This is a genomic window from Streptacidiphilus sp. MAP12-16 (assembly GCF_041262165.1).
In the GTDB taxonomy this organism is placed as follows: domain Bacteria; phylum Actinomycetota; class Actinomycetes; order Streptomycetales; family Streptomycetaceae; genus Streptacidiphilus.
Window position 1 is genome coordinate 60,477 of the sequence record NZ_JBGCBY010000035.1, and the last position, 19,662, is coordinate 80,138.

The following is a 19,662-nucleotide window of genomic DNA, read 5'->3' on the forward strand; positions in this document are numbered from 1 at the left end:
GTGGGCGTCAACCTCAACGCGGCGGTCGCCGACAAGGTCGCCAAGGTCCTCTCGCTGCTCGACATCCCCTGGCCGGGCGGCGACCCGGCCGGGCTGCGCCGGCTCGCGGGGGAGTGGCGCGCCATGGCCGGCACACTTACCGGCACCGCCGACCGGCTCGACGGATCGGTGACGGGCGTGGTCGGCCCGGACTGGGAAGGATCGGCCGCGGACGCCTTCACCGCCCACTGGAAGACCCAGCGTGACGCCTTCAAGGCCAGCGCGGAGAACTTCCAGATCGTCGCTCAGGAACTCGACGCCTACGCGAACGAGGCCGAGAGCATCATCGAGCAGATCGTGGAGATAGCCCTCGAGATCGCGGAGATGGAACTCGCGGGCATGGCCCTCACGTTCCTCACCGCCGGGCTCTCCGACCTGGTCAGCACGGCTGCCTCGGGCGTGCGCGCACTGAAGATCGTCAAGTTGGTGGAGCGTTTCATCGAACTCGCCAAGAAGGGCGAGGAGGCGCTGACCAAGCTCGCCGAGGCCGGTAACAAGATGGCCCGGGCCCTCAAGGTGCTGATCGACCTGCTCAAGGCAGGCATCAAGAACACCGCGATGAACCTGGTCGGCACCCAGACCACCAACCTGATGTCCGGGAAGGGGCTGATCGGCGGATCCGACGTCGAGTCGGCCGCGCTCGCGGGCTTCGGCGGCGCCGCGGCAGGCGCGGGGCTCGGCGGTCTGGGCCATGCACTGACGTCGGACGGCGCCCATGCAGCACCCAGCAAGATCGCCCAGGCGCTCACCGGCGATGGGCTCACCGGCGCGGCGCGGATCGGCCAGCAGGCCGGGATGGGCGGGGTGACCAGCGCGTTCGGGGCCGGGTTCGCCGACACCGTCCAGGGCAAGGACGGGCGCACCACCATCGCGGACACCCTCACCAGCGGCGTGACCGGTGCGGCCGGGGCGGGCGACGTCGCGCACACCGCCGAGCCGAGCGGCACGGGGAAGCACGCCAGCAGCGATCCGTCGGAGCTCCCGGTGAGCTATGAGATCGGTCGCAACGGCCAGGTCTACGGCGAGGGCGGGCTGATGGAGAACGCGGCGAACCAGAACCCCGGACAGAAGGTTGGGCAGCAGTTCCAGGGCGCGGACGGTGCGGTGCAGACCCCTGCCTGACCGCTCGGCGGTCGAACGGGCAGGGGATCGAAGGGGCAAGGACCGAAGGACAAGGATGAGGAAGAAAGAGATCGCCGTCGCGCTCGCCGGCCGACCCGGTTGGGAGGGCAGCCCGTACGCGCCCGGGGTCCGCGACCGCTATGGCGTCAACCACCCGTTCAACGCCAAGGAACGCGAGTTCTCCTGGCTGCTGCACGGACCCCTCCCGGGCGGCGCGCAGGCGGAGGTCTTCCGCTACATCACCCGGACCGGCAGCAGCAGGTTCCCCACGACCACCTTCCGTACGGTGGCGACTGTGGTGTTCCCGCATCCGCTGCCCTCGGTCTCGGCGCGGCCGGTGCGGAACGCAGATGAGGCATGGGCACCGGTCTCGATCGGGAGCGGCTACGCCCAGACCTTCAACGAGGGCGCCTTCGGCCCGCTCTGGCACGGGCTGCGGGGCTACGCGCTGGACCCGGCGGTGGGCCGGGCGGTGCTGTGTCCCGAGACGCTGGACCGTACCCGCTCGCTGGGCCTGGACTGGCGGATGGACGGTCATGTGGCGATGGGGGTCGTCCGCGAACAGCGTTCCCCCCAGCGGATGCTGATGCTGGTGGACACTCTGCTGGAGTTCGCGTCGCTGATCCCCCCGGAGGGCTGGGAGTCGGCGGCCGCCCAGCCCGATCCGTGGCCCGGGCCGTCGGTCGAGCGCCCGGCCTGAGCGCGAGCGCATCGACGTCCCGGGACCTCTGGTCAAAGGATCAACGTGCTGCCAGAATCTGCGCGTGTCCGACTCCTCCGCGACGTACGAGGTCCGCTACGGCTGGAACCGCAAGTCCGTCTTCGTGCTCCTTGGCTCGCTCGCCTTCCTCGCCGCTCCGCTGCTGTTCTCGCAGTACAGCTCGGCCCGGGTGGACGGCATCACCGTGCCCATGCCGGTGATTTCGGTCCTGTCCGCCCTGCTCGGTCTGTGCGGGGTGGTCGCCGGCCTGGCGACGGTCCTCAGCCGCAGGCTCGCGCTGCGGGTGGACGCCGACGGGGTCACCCTCGGCAGCCTTCCGCTGCGGTCGGCGACCGGGGAGGCGTTCGTGCCGTGGGAGGAGATCACCGCAGTCGAGCTGTGGGTGCAGCACGCTGGTCGTGCCCGGATGCCCTACGTCGGCCTGCACCGCGCTCCCGGTACCGCGACGCTTCCCGGGGCCGCGCGCAGCCGGGTCGCGCAGGCCGCCAACACCGCGCTGACCGGTCAGAGCGCGGAGTTGCTCGCCGCCAGTCGCCCGGTGAACTTCTGGCATCTGGACCGCCCCGGCTTCCTCGCCGCCGTCCAGCAGAACGCGCCGACGACGCCCGTGATCGTCGCCGCCGACTTCCCCTGACCCGCTCGCCGGGGTGCAATGGGGAGATGGACGACGCAGTGCGGGAGTACATCGACGGCATCGCCCCCGAGCACCGCCCCCTGTTCGACCGACTCCACCGATTGGTCCTGGAGGCGCATCCCGAAGCAACCGTCGCCCTCTCCTATGGGATTCCCACCTACAAGGTCGGCGGCCACCGGCTCTTCCTCGGTGCGTGGAAGCACGGGGTGTCGCTCTACGGCTGGGGGCAGGGCCGCGACGCCGGTTTCACCGAGCGGCACCCGGCGCTGAGGACGAGCAAAGGGACCATCCAACTGCGGCCGGAGGACGCGGCCGGCATTCCCGACGACGAGCTCCGCGACCTGGTGCGGGCGGCTCTGGACTGACCCGCCGGACTGACCCGCCGCACGCTCACGAACGGCTGGCGGCCGCGTTGCCCGGTGGCGCTGACGCGAGATGCCTGACACCGGAGCGCACCGCCCACCAGAAGATGCCCGGCGACACCAGCGCGACGGTGAGCGAGTCGTACGGCGCCGGCAGGCGGTCGGTTCCGTGGAAGCTCCCGAGCCACGACAGCAGAGTGAGCAGCAACAGGTAGACCACCAGCCACCAGCCGGTGCGCAGCTCCGCGCGGACCGCCGCGCGGCCGGCGCCACGCCACAGGATCAGGAACAGCGGCACCCCCGCGAATACGAGCGGCAGTGCCAGCCGCAGGTTGTGCCACCCGGACCAGTAGACGAACTCGCTCGAGACGACAAAGCTGATCGGCGCGATCCAGCGGAGCCCTGGTACCCAGCCGGGCAGCGCCCCGGGCTGTCGACGGAAGACCTCCGCGGCCACCGCTGAGGCGGCGTAGATCAGAAGGTACATGTCCCCCATGACACTGACGATGCTCTGCCAGCCTCCGAACGGCAGCAGGAACACGATGATCACGGCCAGGTTGAGCGCCAGTGCCCGGTGCGGGATGCCGCTGCGCCCGTTCACGGCCATGAAGAACCGCGGCAGCAGGCCGTTCTTGGCCAGGGCGTAGGTGTGTCGTCCGTCGACCGCCACGCCGACGAAGGCCGACCCGCCCGGTGACAGCACCGCGTCCGCGTACAGCAGGGTGGCCAGCCAGTGCAGATTGAGCAGCAACGCGAGCTCGCCGAACGGGGACTGGAAGTTGACCCCCCGCCACCCGCCGCCGAGCAGCGACTCCGGCACGGTGAACAGGAACGCGAGCTGCAGGCCGAGGTAGATGAGCAGGGCGAGGCCGATTCCGGTGAGGACGGAGGCGGGCATGGTCCGTCGTGGGTTGCGGGCCTCGCCCGAGAAGTCCAGCGGCGCCTGGAAGCCGTTCACCGAGTAGACGATGCCGCCGCTGGCGAGCGCGCTAAGGCAGGCGGCGTAACCGTACGGAGCGAAGCCGCCGTGGTCGGTGAGCCGTCCGGAGTGCCAGCCGGACGCGAACAGAGCGACCATGGTGAGCACCGGTACCGCGATCTTGATCACGGTGACCAGGTTGTTCAGCCCGGCGAAGAGCCGCACGGCGAACCAGTTCAGCACCGTCAGCAGCACGCTCAGCGCGGTCGCCAGACCCAGCCCGGACGCAGACAGCGTATGACCGTGGTAGAGACCCGGCAGGTAGTGGGCCGTGTACTGCATGATCGCGCTGATCTCGGCGGCCGTACCGCCGACGGAGAGCAGGACGGACCAGCCGATGACCGTCCCCACCAGCGGACCACTGGCGTAGAGGGGCCAGCGCACCGTGCCGCCGCCCTCCGGCCGCGAGGCGCCCAGCTCCACCATGACCAGCGCGACCAGACCGCACAGCAGCCCCGCGGCGACCCAGGAAAGGAGCGAGGCGGGGCCCGCGATCTGCGCCGCGTACATGGCGGCGAAGAGCCATCCGGAACCCACGATGTTGGAGAAGCCGATCGCGGCCAGGCCCCAGAACCCCAGATCCCGCTGCAGGCGGTGTTCCTGGACGGTCACCGCGGCCGCGTCGGCGCCTCCGTATGCCTGATGGTCCGCCACCGACCGCCTCCCTCACCTCAGCACGGCGTATCGATCTGATCGGACCACAGGAGACGACCGCGGCGGACACTGACACGCACACTCTCCACGGCCTACGGTGTCCCGGATGCCGGTCGGTCTGAGGAAGCACGAGGCGGAACCCATGGCTGAAGACGCGGTAAGGGTGGAGCGGCGAGGGCCCGTGTACACGGTGGTCCTGTCGCGGCCCGAGGTGCGCGGCGCGGTGGACGGGCCCACCGGGGAGGCTCTGTGCCGGGCCTTCGAGGAGTTCGACGCCGACGACTCTGCGTCCGTCGCCGTCCTGTGGGGCGAGGGCGGCACCTTCTGCGCGGGCGCCGATCTCAAGGCCGTCGGCACCGAGCGCGGCAACCGGGTCGAAGCGGACGGGCGCGGCCCGATGGGCCCCACCCGGCTGCGGCTGGGCAAGCCGGTGATCGCCGCCGTGGCCGGGCACGCGGTCGCCGGTGGTCTGGAGCTCGCGCTCTGGTGCGACCTGCGGATCGCCGCGCAGGACGCGGTCTTCGGGGTCTTCTGCCGCAGGTGGGGTGTTCCGCTGATCGACGGCGGAACCTTCCGGCTGCCCCGGCTCATCGGCACCAGCCGGGCCATGGACATGATTCTCACCGGGCGGCCGGTGTCGGCGGACGAGGCGCTGCTGATGGGCCTGGCCAACCGGGTGGTCCCGGTCGGCCAGGAGCGGGCGGCGGCCGAGGAGTTGGCAGCCGACCTCGCCCGCTTCCCGCAGACCTGCCTGCGCCAGGACCGGCTGGCACTGCTGGAGCAGGACGGCCTGACCGAGCCGGAGGCACTGGCCAACGAGTGGCGGCACGGCATGGCGTCGTACGCGGCCGACACCCGCGAAGGCGCGGCCCGCTTCGCGGCCGGCGCCGGACGCGGCGGCTCCTTCACGGACATCGGCGGCGCAGCCGGATAGCGGCCCGCGTGGTGCCTGCGCGGCACCTCGCCACGAAGAGGGCACCTCCCGGCCGACGGCTGGGGGCGGAGCGCCCTGGTAGCTCCACTACGAAGGGCGCTCCGCCGCCTTGCGAGGCTCCGCCACGTGGCGGAGCCGGATGCTGTCACTGCGACGGCGTGCGCCCCGCGGCGGAGCCGCTGACGCCCGAAGCCGCGAAGATCGGCCGGACCGGCCTACCCTCCTACGAGGGCCGGATGGTCGCGTCCGCTGCCGACCCGACCGCTCTCCCCTCGTGCGGCGACGGTTCCCAGCGCGCGCAGGATGTCCTCGACGCGGTCCTTGGCGTCGCCGAACAGCATCTGGCTGTTGTCGCGGAAGAACAGGGGGTTCTGCACGCCGGCGTAGCCGGTGGCCATGGAGCGTTTGAAGACGATGACGTCCGCCGCCTCCCAGACGCGCAGCACCGGCATGCCGGCGATCGGGCTGTCCGGGTCCGTGGCGGCCGGGTTGACGGTGTCGTTCGCCCCGATCACCAGGACCACGGAGGTGCGCACGAAGTCCTCGTTGATCTCGTCCATCTCCAGCACGATGTCGTAGGGCACTTTGGCCTCGGCGAGCAGGACGTTCATGTGCCCGGGCAGCCGTCCGGCGACCGGGTGGATGCCGAAGCGCACCTGCACGCCGAGCTCGCGGAGTCTGCGGGTCAGTTCGGCGACGGGGTACTGCGCCTGCGCCACGGCCATCCCGTAGCCGGGCGTGATGATCACCGAGGTCGCGTCGCGCAGCAGCGCGGCGGTGTCCTCGGCGCTGGTCTCGCGGTGCTCCCCGTGGTCGGTGTCGTCGGTCGAGGCTGCCTCGATGCCGAATCCGCCGGCGATGACCGAGAGGAAGGAACGGTTCATCGCCAGGCACATGATGTAGGACAGGTAGGCGCCGGAGGAGCCGACCAGCGCTCCGGTGATGATCAGCAGGTTGTTGTTCAGCAGGAAGCCGGAGGCCGCGGCCGCCCACCCGGAGTAGCTGTTGAGCATCGACACCACGACGGGCATGTCGCCGCCGCCGATCGACGCGACCAGGTGCCAGCCGAGGGCCAGCGCCACGGCCGTGACCGCGATCAGCAGGGCCAGGCTCGGGTGCACGACGAACCACACGGTGAGGACCGCGAACGCGACCAGGGCGCCGACGTTGAGCAGGTTCTTGCCGGGCAGCATCAGCGGGTTGGACCTGATCCGCGCCGACAGCTTCAGATACGCGACGACCGAACCGGTGAAGGTGACGGCGCCGATGAACACCCCGATGACAATCTCGGCGTGGTGGATGCGCAGCAGGGAGCCGGCGATCTCGGTCTGCGTCGAGGCACGTGCCTCGACGTCGAGGTAGCCGTTCCAGCCGACGAGCACGGCAGCCAGCCCGACGAAACTGTGCAGCATCGCGATCAGCTCGGGCATGCGGGTCATCTCGACGATGCGGGCGCGCCAGATCCCGAGACCGCCGCCGATCAGCATGGCCACGAACAGCAGCCCGATGCCGGTGGCGGTGATGCTGCGCGAGGCGAGCCCGATCGTGGCGAGCAGGGCGATCACCATGCCGGAGACGCCGAAGGCGATGCCGGAGCGCGAGGTCTCGTGCCTGGAGAGTCCGGCGAGGCTGAGGATGAACAGCAGGGCGGCGACGATGTACGCGGCCTGTGCGGCAGTGGAGGCGGTCATGGGTGGCTCAGCCCTTCGAGAACATGCGCAGCATGCGTCGGGTGACGGCGAATCCGCCGAAGATGTTGATGCTCGCCAGCAGGATCGCCGCGAACGACAGCACGGTCACGGCGGTGTGCGCGTGCCCGATCTGCAGCAGGGCGCCGACGACGACGATCCCGGAGATCGCGTTCGTGACCGACATCAGCGGCGTGTGCAGCGAGTGGTGGACGTGGCCGATGACGTAGTAGCCGATCACGATCGCGAGGACGAACACGGTGAAGTTGCCGATGAGCTGGGTCGGCGCGAAAGCGGTCACCAGGAAGAAGGCCGCCGAGGCGGTGCCCACGAGCGCGTACCTGCGGCTGGGTCGCGCGGACGGCTTCTCCGCGACCGCGGTCGGTGCGGCGGGCGCGGCGGCGGGTGCGGTGACGGGTGGCGCCGCGGACACCTGGACGGGGGGTGGTGGCCAGGTCTTCTCGCCGTTGTGCACCACGGTCATCGAGCGCTGCACCACGTCGTCGAGGTCGAGGACGAGCTGTCCGTCCTTGCCCGGCGCCAGCAGCTTCATGAGGTTGACCAGGTTGGTTCCGTAGAGCTGGGACGCCTGGGTGGGCAGCCGCCCGGACAGGTCGGTGTAGCCGATGATCGTCACGCCGTTGTCGGTGACGACCACCTCGCCGGCGACCGAGCCTTCCACGTTGCCGCCCTGCGCCGCGGCCATGTCGACGATGACGCTGCCCGACCGCATGGTCGCCACGTTCTCCGCGGAGATCAGCCTGGGTGCGGGCCGGCCGGGGATGAGCGCGGTGGTGATGATGATGTCCACGTCGGCGGCCTGCTCGGCGTAGATCTCGGCGGCTCGGCGGTCGTAGTCGGCGGAGGTCGCCCGGGCATAGCCGTCCGTGCTCGCCTCCTGCCCGACCTCGACCGCGAGGAACTCGCCGCCCAGCGAGCGCACCTGGTCGGCGACCTCAGGACGCGGGTCCGTGGCCCGCACGATCGCACCCAGGCTGTTGGCCGCGCCGATCGCCGCGAGCCCGGCCACCCCCGCGCCGGCCACCAGCACCTTGGCCGGCGGCACCTTGCCCGCAGCCGTCACCTGCCCGGTGAAGAATCTGCCGAAGGCGTGCGCCGCCTCGACCACCGCCCGGTAACCGGCGATGTTGGCCATCGAGCTCAACACGTCCAGCGACTGTGCCCGGGAGATGCGTGGCACCGCGTCCATCGCCAGCACTGTGATCGGCCGCCGCGCCAGCGCGTCGACCAGCTCGGGGTTCAACGCCGGACCGATCAGGCCGATCAGCGTCGCACCGTCGCGCAGCTCGTCGATCTCGGCCGTCGACGGAGGATTGACCTTGAGGACGACGTCGCACTGCCAGCTGTCGTCGTGGCCGCCGATGCCCGCCCCGGCCTCGGCATAGGCCCGGTCGGCGAAGCTCGACCTCAGGCCGGCTCCGGATTCGACCACGACCTCAAAACCGAGGCCCACCAGCTGACCCACGGTTGTCGGGGTCGCCGCCACCCGGGTCTCGCCCGCTGTCGACTCCGCGACCACACCGACTCGCTGAACCATCGTCGAGACCTCACTTCTGTCGATCGCCGTTCTCCGGAGGAGTTGAGCTCGCCTGAAGGTCATACCCGAACTGCGGCGATCGGCGCGCCCTCTTCCGAAATGAGATGATCTCTCCCTTCAGCCCGGACCCCCGGTCCCAGTCACTCCCGGCAGCGGTCTAACGTCGGGATGTTCGTCGACCACTGCAAAAGCCGCCGCCGCGGCCCCATCGGAATGGGCTGATGCCATGCCCGTCGTCTATCTGCTCCGCCACGGCCAGGCTTCCGCCGACGCCGTCGACTACGACGCGCTCAGCAGTACCGGACGCGAGCAGTCGCGCCTCCTCGGCGTCGAACTGCTCGCCAGGCAGGTCAAAGTCGCGGCTGTCCGGTCCGGAACGCTGAACCGGCAGCGGGACACCGCCGCAGAGGCCGTCGCCGCGGCGGGCATCGACCTGGCGCCGGTCCAGGATCCACGCTGGAACGAGTACGACCACATGGAACTCCTCCAGGGTCACCCACTCTCCCGGGACGCTTCCGTGCAGCAGATCCTGGACGCCGCCCTGCACCGGTGGACCGCCGACGCGGACGCCACCGGGGCCTGGACGGCCTTCCGTGACGGAGCCCTGGCCGCGCTCCGGGAGACCGCCGACGGGCTCGGCGCCGGCGAGGCGGCGCTGGTGTTCACCTCGGCCGGGATCATCGCCGCGATCTGCGCGAGTCTGATCGACCCGGAGGGCGCCGGATTCGTCGCCCTCAACCGCATGGTGGTGAACGCCTCGATCACCAAGCTGGTGCACGGGCGCGGCGGTACGCGGCTGCTGACCTTCAACGACCACGCGCACTTCGAGTCCGGCGACGACCGGAGGGCACTGCTCACCTACCGGTGAGGGTACCCAGCGCTCAGGGTCAGCCCGCGGGTTCGGCCGGCGGGGTGGCGAGCAGCTCGAGGATCTGCTCGCCGTAGGTGGCGAGCTTGTTCTCCCCGACGCCGCTGACCGAGGCGAGTTCGGCCAGGGTGGTCGGGGCGGTCGCGGCGATCTCGCGCAGTGTCGCGTCGTGGAAGACGACGTAGGCGGGCACGCCCTGCTCCTTGGCGGTGGCGGCGCGCCAGGCGCGCAGGCGGTCGAAGACCGGCAGCAGCTCGGCGGGCAGGTCGGCCGGGGCGGCCTTCCGGCCGGTGCCGCCGCTCGCCTTGGCAGGCCGCGCGGCGCGGGCCGCCTTCTCCGGATCGCGCCGCAGGGCGACCGATCGCCGTCCGCCGAGCACATCGCCGCTGTCCTCAGTGAGGACCAGGGTCCCGTACTCGCCCTCGACCGCGACCAGCCGCTGGGCCAGCAACTGCCGTGCCACCGAACGCCATTCGGCCTCCGACAGCTCGGCACCCACCCCGAAGACGCTCAGCGCGTCGTGGTCGAACTGGATCACCTTCGCGGTCTTGCGGCCCATCAGGATGTCGGTGATCTGGGTGGCGCCGAACTTCTGGCCCCGCTCGCGCTGCAGGCGCACCACCGTGGACAGGAATTTCTGCGCCGCGACCGTGCCGTCCCAGGACGACGGCGGGACCAGGCAGGTGTCGCAGTTGCCGCAGGGCTCGCTCTTCTGCCCGAAGTAGTCGAGGAGTTGGACCCGGCGGCACTCGACGGTCTCGCACAGCGCGAGCATCGCGTCCACGTGGGCGGCCAGCCGGCGGCGGTGGGCCTGGTCGCCCTCCGAGGTCTCGATCATCTTGCGCTGCTGGACCACGTCCTGGAACCCGTAGGCCAGCCAGGCCGTGGAGGGCAGCCCGTCGCGGCCGGCCCGGCCGGTCTCCTGGTAGTAGCCCTCGACCGACTTGGGCAGGTCCAGATGCGCGACGAAGCGCACGTCGGGCTTGTCGATGCCCATGCCGAAGGCGATGGTGGCGACCATCACCAGGCCCTCCTCGCGCAGGAACCGTGACTGGTTCTCCGACCGGACCCGCGAATCGAGCCCGGCGTGGTAGGGCAGCGCCTCCACGCCGCGCTCGACCAGGTACGCGGCGGTCTTCTCCACCGAGGCCCGGGACAGGCAGTAGACGATCCCGGCGTCGCCCTGGTGCTCGGTGCGCAGCAGGTGCAGCAGCTGCTTCCTGGGTTCGTCCTTCGGCGCGATCCGGTACTGGATGTTGGGCCGGTCGAAGCTGGCCACAAAGTGGCGCGCGTCTGCCAGGGCAAGCCGCGAGGTGATCTCGGCGTGGGTGGCCTCGGTGGCGGTCGCGGTCAGCGCGATTCGCGGGACCTCGGGCCAGTGCTCGTGCAGCGCCGACAGGGCCAGGTAGTCCGGCCGGAAATCGTGGCCCCACTGCGCGACGCAGTGCGCCTCGTCGATCGCGAACAGCGAGATCGTGCCGCGCTTCAGCAGCCGGACGGTCGCCTCCACCCGCAGGCGCTCGGGGGCCAGGTAGAGCAGGTCCAGCTCGCCCGCGGCGAACTCGGCCTCCACCAGCTGCCGTTCGTCCAGACTCTGCGAGGAGTTGAGGAATCCGGCCCGCACCCCGAGCGCCCGCAGGGCGTCCACCTGGTCCTGCATGAGCGCGATCAGCGGCGAGATCACCACACCGACGCCCGACCGCACCAGCGCGGGGATCTGGTAGCAGAGCGACTTCCCGCCACCGGTCGGCATCAGCACCAGCGCGTCCCCGCCGCCGATCACATGCTCGACGACCTCCTGCTGGCTGCCGCGGAAGGCGTCGTAGCCGAAGATCCGGCGCAGGACTTGCAGCGCCTCGCTGTCCGCCCCACCGTCCTCGGTCGCTGGGGCGGATGCGGCGACGTTCGGAGCGCTCATCCGCCGATTCTACGAGCCCCGCGTCGGCTCTATTGCGCGTTCTCGTGCAGTGCGGACGTGATGCTGTCAGCCAGGGGGGTCGTGGGGCGGCCGATGAGCCGGGACAGGTCCCCAGGGGTGTGGGCCAGGTCACCCCGGCCGATGCCGGCGTCCACGTCCACCAGGACCTCGGCGAGGGGCGCCGGCAGGCCTGCGCCGAGCAGGACCTGCAGGTGGTCGCCAGGAGCCAGGTCCTGGTAGACGACCGGCTTGCCGGCCTGCGCGCTCACCGCAGCGGCGAACTCCGAGAAGCTCCAGGCGGTGTCGCCGCTCAGCTCGTACACCGTGTTCGCGTGGCCTTCGCCGGCCAGCACCGCGGCTGCCGCCTCGGCGAAGTCCTGACGGGTGGCCGAGGCGACCCTGCCGTCGCCGCTGCTGCCCACCACAGCGCCGTGCTCCAGGAAGGTGCCCAACTGTGCGGTGTAGTTCTCGGTGTACCAGCCGTGGCGCAGCAGTACGAAGGGGATGCCCGAGGCGCGGACGGCAGCCTCGGTGGCCTTGTGGTCGTCGGCGAGGGCGAAGGTCGCGTCGTCGCCACCGAGCACGCTCGTGTAGGCGAGCAGGCTGACCCCGGCCTCCTTGGCGGCGTCGATCACGGCCTGGTGCTGCCCGACCCGTTCGCCCATGTCCGTACCGGAGATCAGCAGAACCTTGTCCACGCCGGCCAGAGCGGCACCGAGGGTCTCGGGCTTGGCGTAGTCCGCCTGGCGCACCTGTACGCCCAGCGCGGCGAGGTCGGCGGCCTTCTCCGGGCTGCGCACGGCTACCGCGATCTGCTCGGCGGGGACCTTCTTCAGCAGGCTCTCGACGACGAGGCGGCCGAGCTGCCCGGTGGCAGCGGTGACGAGGATGGTCACGGTGACGTCCAATCAGTACAGATGCGGAGATACTGCGGCGCGTGTGCCCATCACGGACACGCCTCGCCCAGACTAGGAAGAGCGCTGTGGAATCGGAAGTACCAACTTTCGAGTAAGCTACTGCCATGGCAGTGAGCAAACAGGTCAAGCCCCTGTTCGAGGGCGCCGCGTTCGACGTGTACGACCGCATGTGCCCGGCCCGGCTCGTGCTGGAGCATGTCACCAGCCGCTGGGGCGTGCTCGCGCTGGCGGCACTGCGCGAACGCACCTACCGGTTCAGCGAGCTCCGGCGCCGGATGGACGGTGTGAGCGAAAAGATGCTCGCGCAGACCCTGCAGACCCTGGAGCGCGACGGCTTGGTGCTGCGCCGGGCGTATCCGGAGGTCCCGCCACGCGTGGAGTACAGCCTCACCGAGCACGGCCGGGAAGCCGCCGAGCTGGTCACCGGGCTGGTGTCCTGGGTCCAGCTGCGGATGCCCGAGATCCTCCAGGCCCACGAGCTCCGCGACGGCGCGGCGTAGGGACCGGCCGGTCACGGGCGGTCGGCCGACGACCTTGGGCGAACCGTCTATCGCCTGTCGGTGTCGGCGCCGGCGCGGTAGCGGAGCAGGACGACCCCGTTGCCGAAGGTCCGGGTCTCGGCGAGCCGGAGATCCCGCTTGGTGTCCGACGGCTGGAACAGCGGTTTGCCCCGTCCGATGAGGACCGGATGGATGTAGATGCGGTACTCGTCGATCAGGTCGTGCTCCCTGAAGGCCGCGGCGAGGTCGGCGCCGCCGAGGGCCAGGTCTCCGCCGGGCTGCGCCTTGAGCGCCATGATCTCCTCGACGACGACGTCAGGCATGACCGTGGTGTTCCAGTCCGCCCGCTCCAGGGTCCTGGAGAACACGATCTTGGGCGTGTCCCGCCAGATCGCGGCAAACTCCGCCACAGGGCCGGTAATTGACGGGTCGGCGTCGGCGGTGGGCCAGAACCCGGCCATGAGTTGATGGGTGACTCGTCCGCTCAGGAAGGCCCCCATCGTCCTGAGCTGCGCGTTGAAGTGGCTGTGCAGTTCGTCGTCGACCAGGTGCCAGTCGATCTGACGTTCGGGGCCCTCGATGAAGCCGTCGAGGGACACCGACATCATCAAGATGATCTTTCTCATCGAGCTCCTCGCCGAAGTCGTCCGGGGGTCGGGGTCGCACCGACCAGGATCCGGCATCCGCGCGCCGTGGGCGAGCGCGCAGTCGCCGAACTCGAGGAGGGAAGTCGGAGGGGCCTTGTGGGGTGGCGAACCTGCCGCTATCTTCGTGCCACCAGACACCACTCTCCGGGGTGACTTGCCTAGGCCCGTGTCATGGCCATGGCGGCTCCCCTTCCCCCACACCGACCTGCTCTGATCGGCAAAACCCGAAGCGCCGTCACTTCAGTTGGCTGCCATCGGGCCGAGCAGGCGACAGCAGCACGTGCGCGAGTTCTCCCTACCCAGGGCGGCACGAGAGATCCGGACGCCCCACGAAGGCAGGTCCGAGAGCCGTCCCCCACTCCCCAGGAGGGCCGTTCGTTGCACACCTCACTCCCCACCGCGCCCCGGCGTGGACTCAGAAGGGCCGCGGCCGCGGCCCTTTCCGTCGCCACGCTCATGGCCGGGGCCTTCGCCTTCGCCGCACCGCAGGCGACGGCCGCTCAGCATTCGCAGAGCAGCCCCGTCGCGAACCCCTACAGCCCCGCGAACCAGCACGCCTACCGGCACGGCGTGGTGCCGACGCTCCAGGGCGACGCGAAGATGAAGTCGTGGGCGGCCGCCCAGCGGACGCCCAACGTCGCGACCGGACCGGAGACGCTGTCCTACGGCGGCGCCATCGACGGCATCGGCGTCCAGAGCGGCCACTCCAAGGTCTACCTGGTCTTCTATGGCAACCAGTGGGGTTCGCAGAGCACCGACGGCAACGGGAACGCGCAGTTCTCGGGCGACCCGGACGGCGCCGCCGGCGTCGCGCAGCAGATGTTCAAGGGCATCGGCACCGGCAACGAACTGTGGTCCGCCGACCTGACCCAGTGGTGCGACGGCCCGAACGTCTCCACCGGCGCGACCAGCTGCCCCTCGAACGCCAACTTCATTCCGTACCAGAGCGGCGGCGTGCTCGCCGGCGTGTGGTACGACAACGCGGCTGCGTCCCCCGGCACCGCGAGCGGGCACCAGCTCGGCCAGGAGGCCGTCAACGCCGCAGGCCACTTCGGCAACACCACGGCCGCGGCCAACCGCGACGCCTACTACGTGATCCTGTCGCCGACCGGCACCAACCCGGACAGCTACCAGGGCCAGTACTGCGCCTGGCACGACTACAACGGTGACAGCACGCTGACCGGCGGCGCGGTGAGCTCGCCCTACGGCGACGTCGCGTTCAGCAACCAGCCGTACAACATGGACTCGGGCGCGGGCTGCGGCGTGGGCTTCATCAACTCGCCCGGAACCCTCGACGGCTGGACCATGACGCTCGGCCACGAGTGGCACGAGATGATGTCCGACCAGAACCCGGCCGGCGGCTGGACCAACCACGTCTCCGGCAGCTCCTTCAACGGCCAGGAGAACTCCGACGAGTGCGCCTGGCTGTCGCCCGGTACCGCCGGCGGAGCGGCCAACGTCACCATGGGCACCGGCACCTTCGCCGAGCAGGCCAGCTGGTCCAACGACACCAACGCCTGCGCCATCACGCACCCCATCGTCGGCGGCAGCACCGGTAACACGGTCACCGTCACCAACCCGGGCAGCCAGAGCAGCACCGTCAACACCGCGGTCTCGCTGCAGATCCACGCGAGCGACTCGGGCAGCTCCACGCTGACCTACTCGGCCACCGGCCTCCCGGCGGGCCTGTCCATCAACTCCTCCACCGGCCTGATCACCGGCACGGTCACGACCACTGGCACCTCCTCGGTGACGGTGACCGCCAAGGACACCACCAGCGCCTCCGGCAGCGCATCCTTCAGCTGGACCGTGTCCACCTCCGGCGGTGGTGGCGGCGTCACCAACGGCGGCTTCGAGACCGGTAGCTTCTCCGGCTGGACGACCAGCGGCATCGCCGCCGTCACCGCGGCCGCCAAGCACAGCGGCAGCTACGGCGCGATGCTCGGCTCGACCAGCCCGAGCAACACCTCCTCGGCGGTGCAGACCTTCACCGCACCGAGCGGCAGCAGCCACCTGTCCTTCGCCTACAACGTGACCTGCCCGGACACCGTCACCTACGACTGGGCCACCGCCACGCTGAAGGACAACACCACCGGCACCACCGCCACGGTCCTGGCCAAGACCTGCGTCTCCTCCTCCGGCTGGATCACCAAGACCGCCACCATCACCGCAGGCCACTCCTACACCCTCACCCTGACCAACAAGGACGACAACTACCCCGGCGACCCGACGTACACCTACTACGACGACGTCACCGTCTCCTGACGCCTGCACGGCAGCAGTAGACCAGCGCGCCCGCTTCCCCGAACTCCACGGGGGAGGGGGCGCGCTGCACGTCTCAGTAGTGCCAGTGGTAGCGGCCGGACACGATCCCGCATGTGATGACGTTGCCGTGCGCGTCGACGGTAGACAGCCCCGCGTCGGCCTCGGGGCAGAACTCGCCCGCGCGGTAGTAGTTGCCGCTCGGGGAGAGGATCACCGCGGGCTTCGTCTCCGCTGCGGGCGTGGTGGCCCTCGGGGCGCTGGTCGGAGGAGCCGCCGCTTTGGTGGGTGCCTTTGCGGCAGCACTCGTCGGGGCCGCGGTAGGGGCGGCGACGGTAGTGGGGATGGTGCTGGGTGCCGCGCTCGGGATGGTAGGTGGTGCGCTGCTGGGTGCGGCTGTGGTCGAGCTGCTACTCGCCGAGGCTACGGGAGCGGTCGCTGCCGTGTTGGTCCCCTTCTGCGGTCCGAGGATCGCGCCGAGCACGCCCAAGAACACGATCACGAAGACGAACACGCCGGCGCAGCCTGTGCAGCCCTTCATGCGGTTCGACATGCCTCGGGGCGCGGGCGGCTGCATGGGCTGGCCCCAAGGGGGTGTGGTCACGAGGTGGCTCCCTGGCAACGAGAGTGGGTGGGGCCGCCAGGTTTCCAGACTTGTGAAGCTGATGTGACGATGTGATGATGCTGTGACTGATCGTCACTTCTCAGTATCACTGGGCTATCGAGGCGCCGGATCGTGCAACGGTCCTGTCGGCGGCCGGCGGCGTTGTGTAGCCCAGCAGGGGCGTCCTCGTTCGGCTTCCGAGTGTCGTGGGCGCCTCCGGCGGATCCGTCGATACGGTCCGAGCATGGTCGACGCAGACGAACTGCTGGTGCGCATGCGCAGGGCCCGCGACTGGGCGAACAGCGAGGCGGAGAGGAACATCAGCGACAGCGTCAAGCTGGCGGCGTCCGCACGCGAGAACCCGGACGCCGACCAGGCGGCCCTCGTGGTGGCGCGGACCTCGGCCGCGGTCCAGGCGGCGAGCTTCGCCGTGGTCCGGGACGTGCTGGACGAGATCCTGAATCCGGGAAAGCACTCGGGCTAGTGCGGGCTAGAGTTCGGGAGCGGCTCGGCCGATCGTGGTGTGCGTGAGCCAGCCGTTGATGACGAAGTCCGGATTCGTCAGGAGCGGCCGCACGCCCTCCAGGTCGCTCTTCGTGAGCCCGGCGGCGAGCAGGCCGGGGGCGAGGTGGTAGCTGTTGCAGTGGTGCAGCATGGCCCCGGCGGTGCCACCGGGCCAGGACCTGGCGTCGGTGTGCGTGACCAGTTCGGTGAGCCCGGCGCTGTGCATGGTCGCCAGGACGCGCGTGGCCCAGCCGAAGTCGGCGCCGTTGCCTGCCACATGTCGCAGGAGCGCGGTGGCGTGGCGGGTGAACAGGGCCGTCTGGTCCGGGCCGGGAGACTGGAGCACCAGCCCGTCGACGGCGCACTGCCACTCGGTCAGGACGAGCCTTCCGCCGGGCCGCAGCGCGCGGACCAGTTTCTGTAGAACGCCGACTCGTTCCGGAAGGTGCATCAGCACCAGCCGGGCGTGGATCAGATCGAAGGAGGCGTCTGGCAGCGGGTCGGTCCGAACGTCGTGACGCAGAACGGTGGCTGTGCTCCTGAGGTGGTCCAGGTGGCGCGGATCGAGGTCGGTGGCGGTGACGTGGCCGTCCGGCCCGACGGCCTGCGCCAGCCAGGCGGAGACGCTCCCGGCCCCCGCACCGATGTCCAGGCACCGCGCGCCCGCGAGCTCTCCGGCCTGCCGCAGATGCCGCCGGGTCGTCCCGTCGAGGATCTCGGACAGGTAGCTCATCTGGGTGGCGGCATGCTCGGAGCCGGTGTCGAAGCTGTAGTGCGGCGTGTCGGTGGTCGTCATCGCAGTCTCAGTCTCCTGTCACGCTGTCCGGATCCCTCGGGCCCTGACGGTGTGAAGGCCGGCCCCTGATGATGGTCGTCGAATCCGGCGTCGGCTGCTATCCGTTCGGCGAGCCGCGCGAGTTCGCGCAGAAGCCCCGCAGCGGCCCCGCAGCGGCGCCGCAGCGGTGTCGGTCGCCGGTCAGTCGCCGCGGTGCAGAGCCAGCAGGGCGGTGTCGTCGGTCAGGCCGTCCGGGACGTACGCCTTGAGGTCCGTGACGAGCTGGTCCAGCAGTGCCTGCGGATCCTGCTCGCGCATCCGTTCCAGGCGTTGGGCCAGTGGGTAGAACTCGCCGGTCCGGTCCCTGGCCTCGGACACCCCGTCGGTGTAGAGCAGGAGGGTGTCGCCCGCTCCGAAGTCGACGGCGCTGTCCTGGTACGCGGCGTCCAGCAGGGCCCCCATCGCCAGCGGCGGCAGCCGGACGGGTGGCTCCGCCCAGGCCACGGTGCCGTCATGAAGCAGCAGGGCGTCCGGGTGACCGCAGTTGACCATCCGGACGGAGCGGCCCGCGTCCGGCACGCTCAGCATGATCGCCGTCACGAACTCCTCGCTCGCCGGGCGTCGTGCCAGCGCGGCGTCCAGGCGTGCGGCCACCCGGGCGAGGTCCGGTTCCGCGCGAGCCGCGTCCCGGAACACCCCGAGCACGTCGGCTGCGGTCTCCACGGCCTGCAGTCCCTTGCCGCGCACGTCGCCCAGGATCAGCCGGGTGCCGTACGGCGTGGGGATCACCTCGTACAGGTCACCGCCGATCCGGGCCTCGGCCTCGGCGGCCAGATAGCGCACCGCGATCCGCAGAGACCCGATCCGCAGCGGCACAGGGCGCAGCAGTGCCCTCTGCGCTGCCTCCGACACGCTGCGCACCTGAGCGAGTTCCCGCTCGCGGGACGCCACCAGCACGACGGCTGCGACGCTGGTGAAGGTGACGGCGAGGACTGTTGCCGCGGAGGTGACATGCACGACCAGCGGGACCCCGGGATTGCTGAGTGCCAGGGCGCCGACGCCCAGTACGGCGAGCAGGCCGCACAGCAACGGGACGAGTGCCCTGCGGGTCCCGGTGCTCGCGAGTACCGGGACGGCGGCGAGCACCGGGGAGAGCGTCGAACGCGGCCCGGTCACCAGGTCGGCGACAACGGTGCCGGCGATCAGCACGTAGGCGGCGACACGAAAGCCGCGGGCGCGACGGGACAGGCGTACCGGAGGCAGTCCCAGCTGCGGTTCGGAAGCGGCTGTCACGGTCCCTCCACAACGGCCCGGATGCCGGCCCGGATCCGGTCCCGGCACCTCCTGCCCATTGTCGCCTTGCTGCCCCCGGGTCGCCGCCGGGGGCCCTCCGCCCGCCGGGTCAGTCGCCCGAGTGCGCCCCGCGGGCGAGCAGCAGCAGCGCGTCCACGAGGTCCCCGGCGGGGGAGCCGGTCGCCAGTCGGCGCAGTTGCAGGCCGAAGACGAGAGCGACCGCGGTGCTCGCGAACCGCTCCGCATCGGGCACGCCGAGCCCCGCGAGGATCTTGGCGGCCAGCCGGTCGTACGCGCCGAAGCACTCGGCCGCGGCGGCGCGCAGCCGCTCGTCGCGCCCGGCCTGGACGTACAGCTCGAAGGGTGCGATGTGCCTGCTGTCGAACGCCGTACCGCCGGCGACCTGGCCCACCACCGCCGCGGCCTGGTCGAGGTCGACGCCCTCGGCCTGGCACTGGTCGGCGAGCTCGGTGAAGCGGCGGGTCTCCTCGGCGACGAAGTGCAGCAGGCTCTCCCGCAGCAGCTCGTGCTGGGTCTCGAAGTGGTACGTGACCGAGCCGAGGGCCACCCCGGCCTCCTTGGCGATCCGCCGGTTGGTGACCGCGGCGACGCCGTCCTGGCCGATGATGCGGAGAACGGCGTCGATGATGCTCTGTCGGGTGTCGGCGGGCTTGGACATGCCG

At 70.7% G+C, this 19,662-nt stretch carries 19 protein-coding genes; 9 read left to right on the forward strand and 10 right to left on the reverse strand.

Annotation, left to right across the window (positions count from 1 at the left end; genetic code table 11):
• The 4 genes from ABIA33_RS33055 (at position 1) to ABIA33_RS33070 (ending at position 2,881) form a co-directional block, all read left to right on the forward strand.
• The gene (locus tag ABIA33_RS33055; RefSeq protein WP_370086871.1) at positions 1 to 1,161 is read left to right on the forward strand and encodes a WXG100 family type VII secretion target; all 1,161 of its coding nucleotides are present in this window, start codon (positions 1 to 3) and stop codon (positions 1,159 to 1,161) included.
• A 55-nt stretch (positions 1,162 to 1,216) separates the two neighbouring features.
• Positions 1,217 to 1,861 carry a hypothetical protein gene (locus ABIA33_RS33060; RefSeq protein ID WP_370086873.1) on the forward strand — a complete coding sequence of 215 codons (645 nt, stop codon included), beginning with the start codon at positions 1,217 to 1,219 and terminating at the stop codon, positions 1,859 to 1,861.
• Positions 1,862 to 1,925: 64 nt separating this feature from the next.
• The gene (locus ABIA33_RS33065; RefSeq protein WP_370086875.1) at positions 1,926 to 2,516 is read left to right on the forward strand and encodes a hypothetical protein; all 591 of its coding nucleotides are present in this window, start codon (positions 1,926 to 1,928) and stop codon (positions 2,514 to 2,516) included.
• Between the two features lie 26 nt (positions 2,517 to 2,542).
• Entirely contained in the window at positions 2,543 to 2,881 is a 339-nt protein-coding gene (locus tag ABIA33_RS33070; RefSeq protein ID WP_370086877.1) for an iron chaperone, read from the forward strand.
• Positions 2,882 to 2,906: 25 nt separating this feature from the next.
• On the opposite strand, the gene ABIA33_RS33075 is transcribed toward ABIA33_RS33070, so the two are convergent.
• The gene (locus ABIA33_RS33075) at positions 2,907 to 4,511 is read right to left on the reverse strand and encodes an APC family permease (RefSeq protein WP_370086879.1); all 1,605 of its coding nucleotides are present in this window, start codon (positions 4,509 to 4,511) and stop codon (positions 2,907 to 2,909) included.
• A 142-nt stretch (positions 4,512 to 4,653) separates the two neighbouring features.
• On the opposite strand from ABIA33_RS33075, the gene ABIA33_RS33080 reads away from it, so the two are divergent.
• The gene (locus tag ABIA33_RS33080; RefSeq protein ID WP_370086881.1) at positions 4,654 to 5,445 is read left to right on the forward strand and encodes a crotonase/enoyl-CoA hydratase family protein; all 792 of its coding nucleotides are present in this window, start codon (positions 4,654 to 4,656) and stop codon (positions 5,443 to 5,445) included.
• Positions 5,446 to 5,660: 215 nt separating this feature from the next.
• Here ABIA33_RS33080 and pntB read toward each other — a convergent pair whose 3' ends face one another.
• Complete coding sequence (gene pntB / locus ABIA33_RS33085; protein WP_370086883.1) at positions 5,661 to 7,136, reverse strand: Re/Si-specific NAD(P)(+) transhydrogenase subunit beta; 1,476 nt, start codon at positions 7,134 to 7,136, stop codon at positions 5,661 to 5,663.
• Positions 7,137 to 7,143: 7 nt separating this feature from the next.
• Positions 7,144 to 8,691, reverse strand: coding sequence for a Re/Si-specific NAD(P)(+) transhydrogenase subunit alpha (locus ABIA33_RS33090; protein ID WP_370086886.1), 1,548 nt, complete (start codon positions 8,689 to 8,691; stop codon positions 7,144 to 7,146).
• Between the two features lie 226 nt (positions 8,692 to 8,917).
• Between ABIA33_RS33090 and ABIA33_RS33095 the strand changes: the two genes are divergently transcribed.
• Positions 8,918 to 9,559: a histidine phosphatase family protein gene (locus tag ABIA33_RS33095; protein ID WP_370086888.1), complete on the forward strand. Its 642-nt coding sequence runs from the start codon at positions 8,918 to 8,920 to the stop codon at positions 9,557 to 9,559.
• 19 nt (positions 9,560 to 9,578) lie between these two features.
• On the opposite strand, the gene recQ is transcribed toward ABIA33_RS33095, so the two are convergent.
• Together recQ and ABIA33_RS33105 are read right to left on the reverse strand one after the other, a co-directional pair.
• Positions 9,579 to 11,477 (reverse strand): DNA helicase RecQ, encoded by a 1,899-nt coding sequence (recQ, locus tag ABIA33_RS33100; RefSeq protein WP_370086890.1) that lies wholly within the window; start codon positions 11,475 to 11,477, stop codon positions 9,579 to 9,581.
• A 29-nt stretch (positions 11,478 to 11,506) separates the two neighbouring features.
• Positions 11,507 to 12,373, reverse strand: coding sequence for an SDR family oxidoreductase (locus ABIA33_RS33105; RefSeq protein WP_370086892.1), 867 nt, complete (start codon positions 12,371 to 12,373; stop codon positions 11,507 to 11,509).
• Positions 12,374 to 12,498: 125 nt separating this feature from the next.
• Between ABIA33_RS33105 and ABIA33_RS33110 the strand changes: the two genes are divergently transcribed.
• On the forward strand, positions 12,499 to 12,894 hold the full coding sequence (locus ABIA33_RS33110) for a winged helix-turn-helix transcriptional regulator (protein WP_370086894.1): 396 nt from the start codon (positions 12,499 to 12,501) through the stop codon (positions 12,892 to 12,894).
• Between the two features lie 47 nt (positions 12,895 to 12,941).
• Here the strand turns inward: ABIA33_RS33110 and ABIA33_RS33115 are convergent, their stop codons facing one another.
• The gene (locus tag ABIA33_RS33115; RefSeq protein WP_370086897.1) at positions 12,942 to 13,520 is read right to left on the reverse strand and encodes a dihydrofolate reductase family protein; all 579 of its coding nucleotides are present in this window, start codon (positions 13,518 to 13,520) and stop codon (positions 12,942 to 12,944) included.
• 399 nt (positions 13,521 to 13,919) lie between these two features.
• On the opposite strand from ABIA33_RS33115, the gene ABIA33_RS33120 reads away from it, so the two are divergent.
• Positions 13,920 to 15,806, forward strand: a complete 1,887-nt coding sequence (locus tag ABIA33_RS33120) for a putative Ig domain-containing protein (protein ID WP_370086899.1) — start codon at positions 13,920 to 13,922, stop codon at positions 15,804 to 15,806.
• A gap of 73 nt (positions 15,807 to 15,879) precedes the next feature.
• On the opposite strand, the gene ABIA33_RS33125 is transcribed toward ABIA33_RS33120, so the two are convergent.
• Positions 15,880 to 16,407, reverse strand: a complete 528-nt coding sequence (locus ABIA33_RS33125; protein ID WP_370086901.1) for a hypothetical protein — start codon at positions 16,405 to 16,407, stop codon at positions 15,880 to 15,882.
• Positions 16,408 to 16,651: 244 nt separating this feature from the next.
• Here ABIA33_RS33125 and ABIA33_RS33130 point away from each other — a divergent pair, with 244 nt between their 5' ends.
• A complete protein-coding gene (locus ABIA33_RS33130) occupies positions 16,652 to 16,891 on the forward strand; it encodes a 3-deoxy-D-manno-octulosonic acid transferase (RefSeq protein WP_370086903.1) in 240 nt (79 codons plus the stop codon).
• 6 nt (positions 16,892 to 16,897) lie between these two features.
• Here the strand turns inward: ABIA33_RS33130 and ABIA33_RS33135 are convergent, their stop codons facing one another.
• From ABIA33_RS33135 to ABIA33_RS33145, 3 genes are all read right to left on the reverse strand, one after another.
• Positions 16,898 to 17,707: a class I SAM-dependent methyltransferase gene (locus tag ABIA33_RS33135; protein WP_370086905.1), complete on the reverse strand. Its 810-nt coding sequence runs from the start codon at positions 17,705 to 17,707 to the stop codon at positions 16,898 to 16,900.
• Positions 17,708 to 17,887: 180 nt separating this feature from the next.
• On the reverse strand, positions 17,888 to 18,979 hold the full coding sequence (locus ABIA33_RS33140; RefSeq protein WP_370086907.1) for a PP2C family protein-serine/threonine phosphatase: 1,092 nt from the start codon (positions 18,977 to 18,979) through the stop codon (positions 17,888 to 17,890).
• A 109-nt stretch (positions 18,980 to 19,088) separates the two neighbouring features.
• Positions 19,089 to 19,658: a TetR/AcrR family transcriptional regulator gene (locus ABIA33_RS33145; RefSeq protein WP_370086909.1), complete on the reverse strand. Its 570-nt coding sequence runs from the start codon at positions 19,656 to 19,658 to the stop codon at positions 19,089 to 19,091.
• Between the last annotated feature and the right edge of the window lie 4 nt (positions 19,659 to 19,662).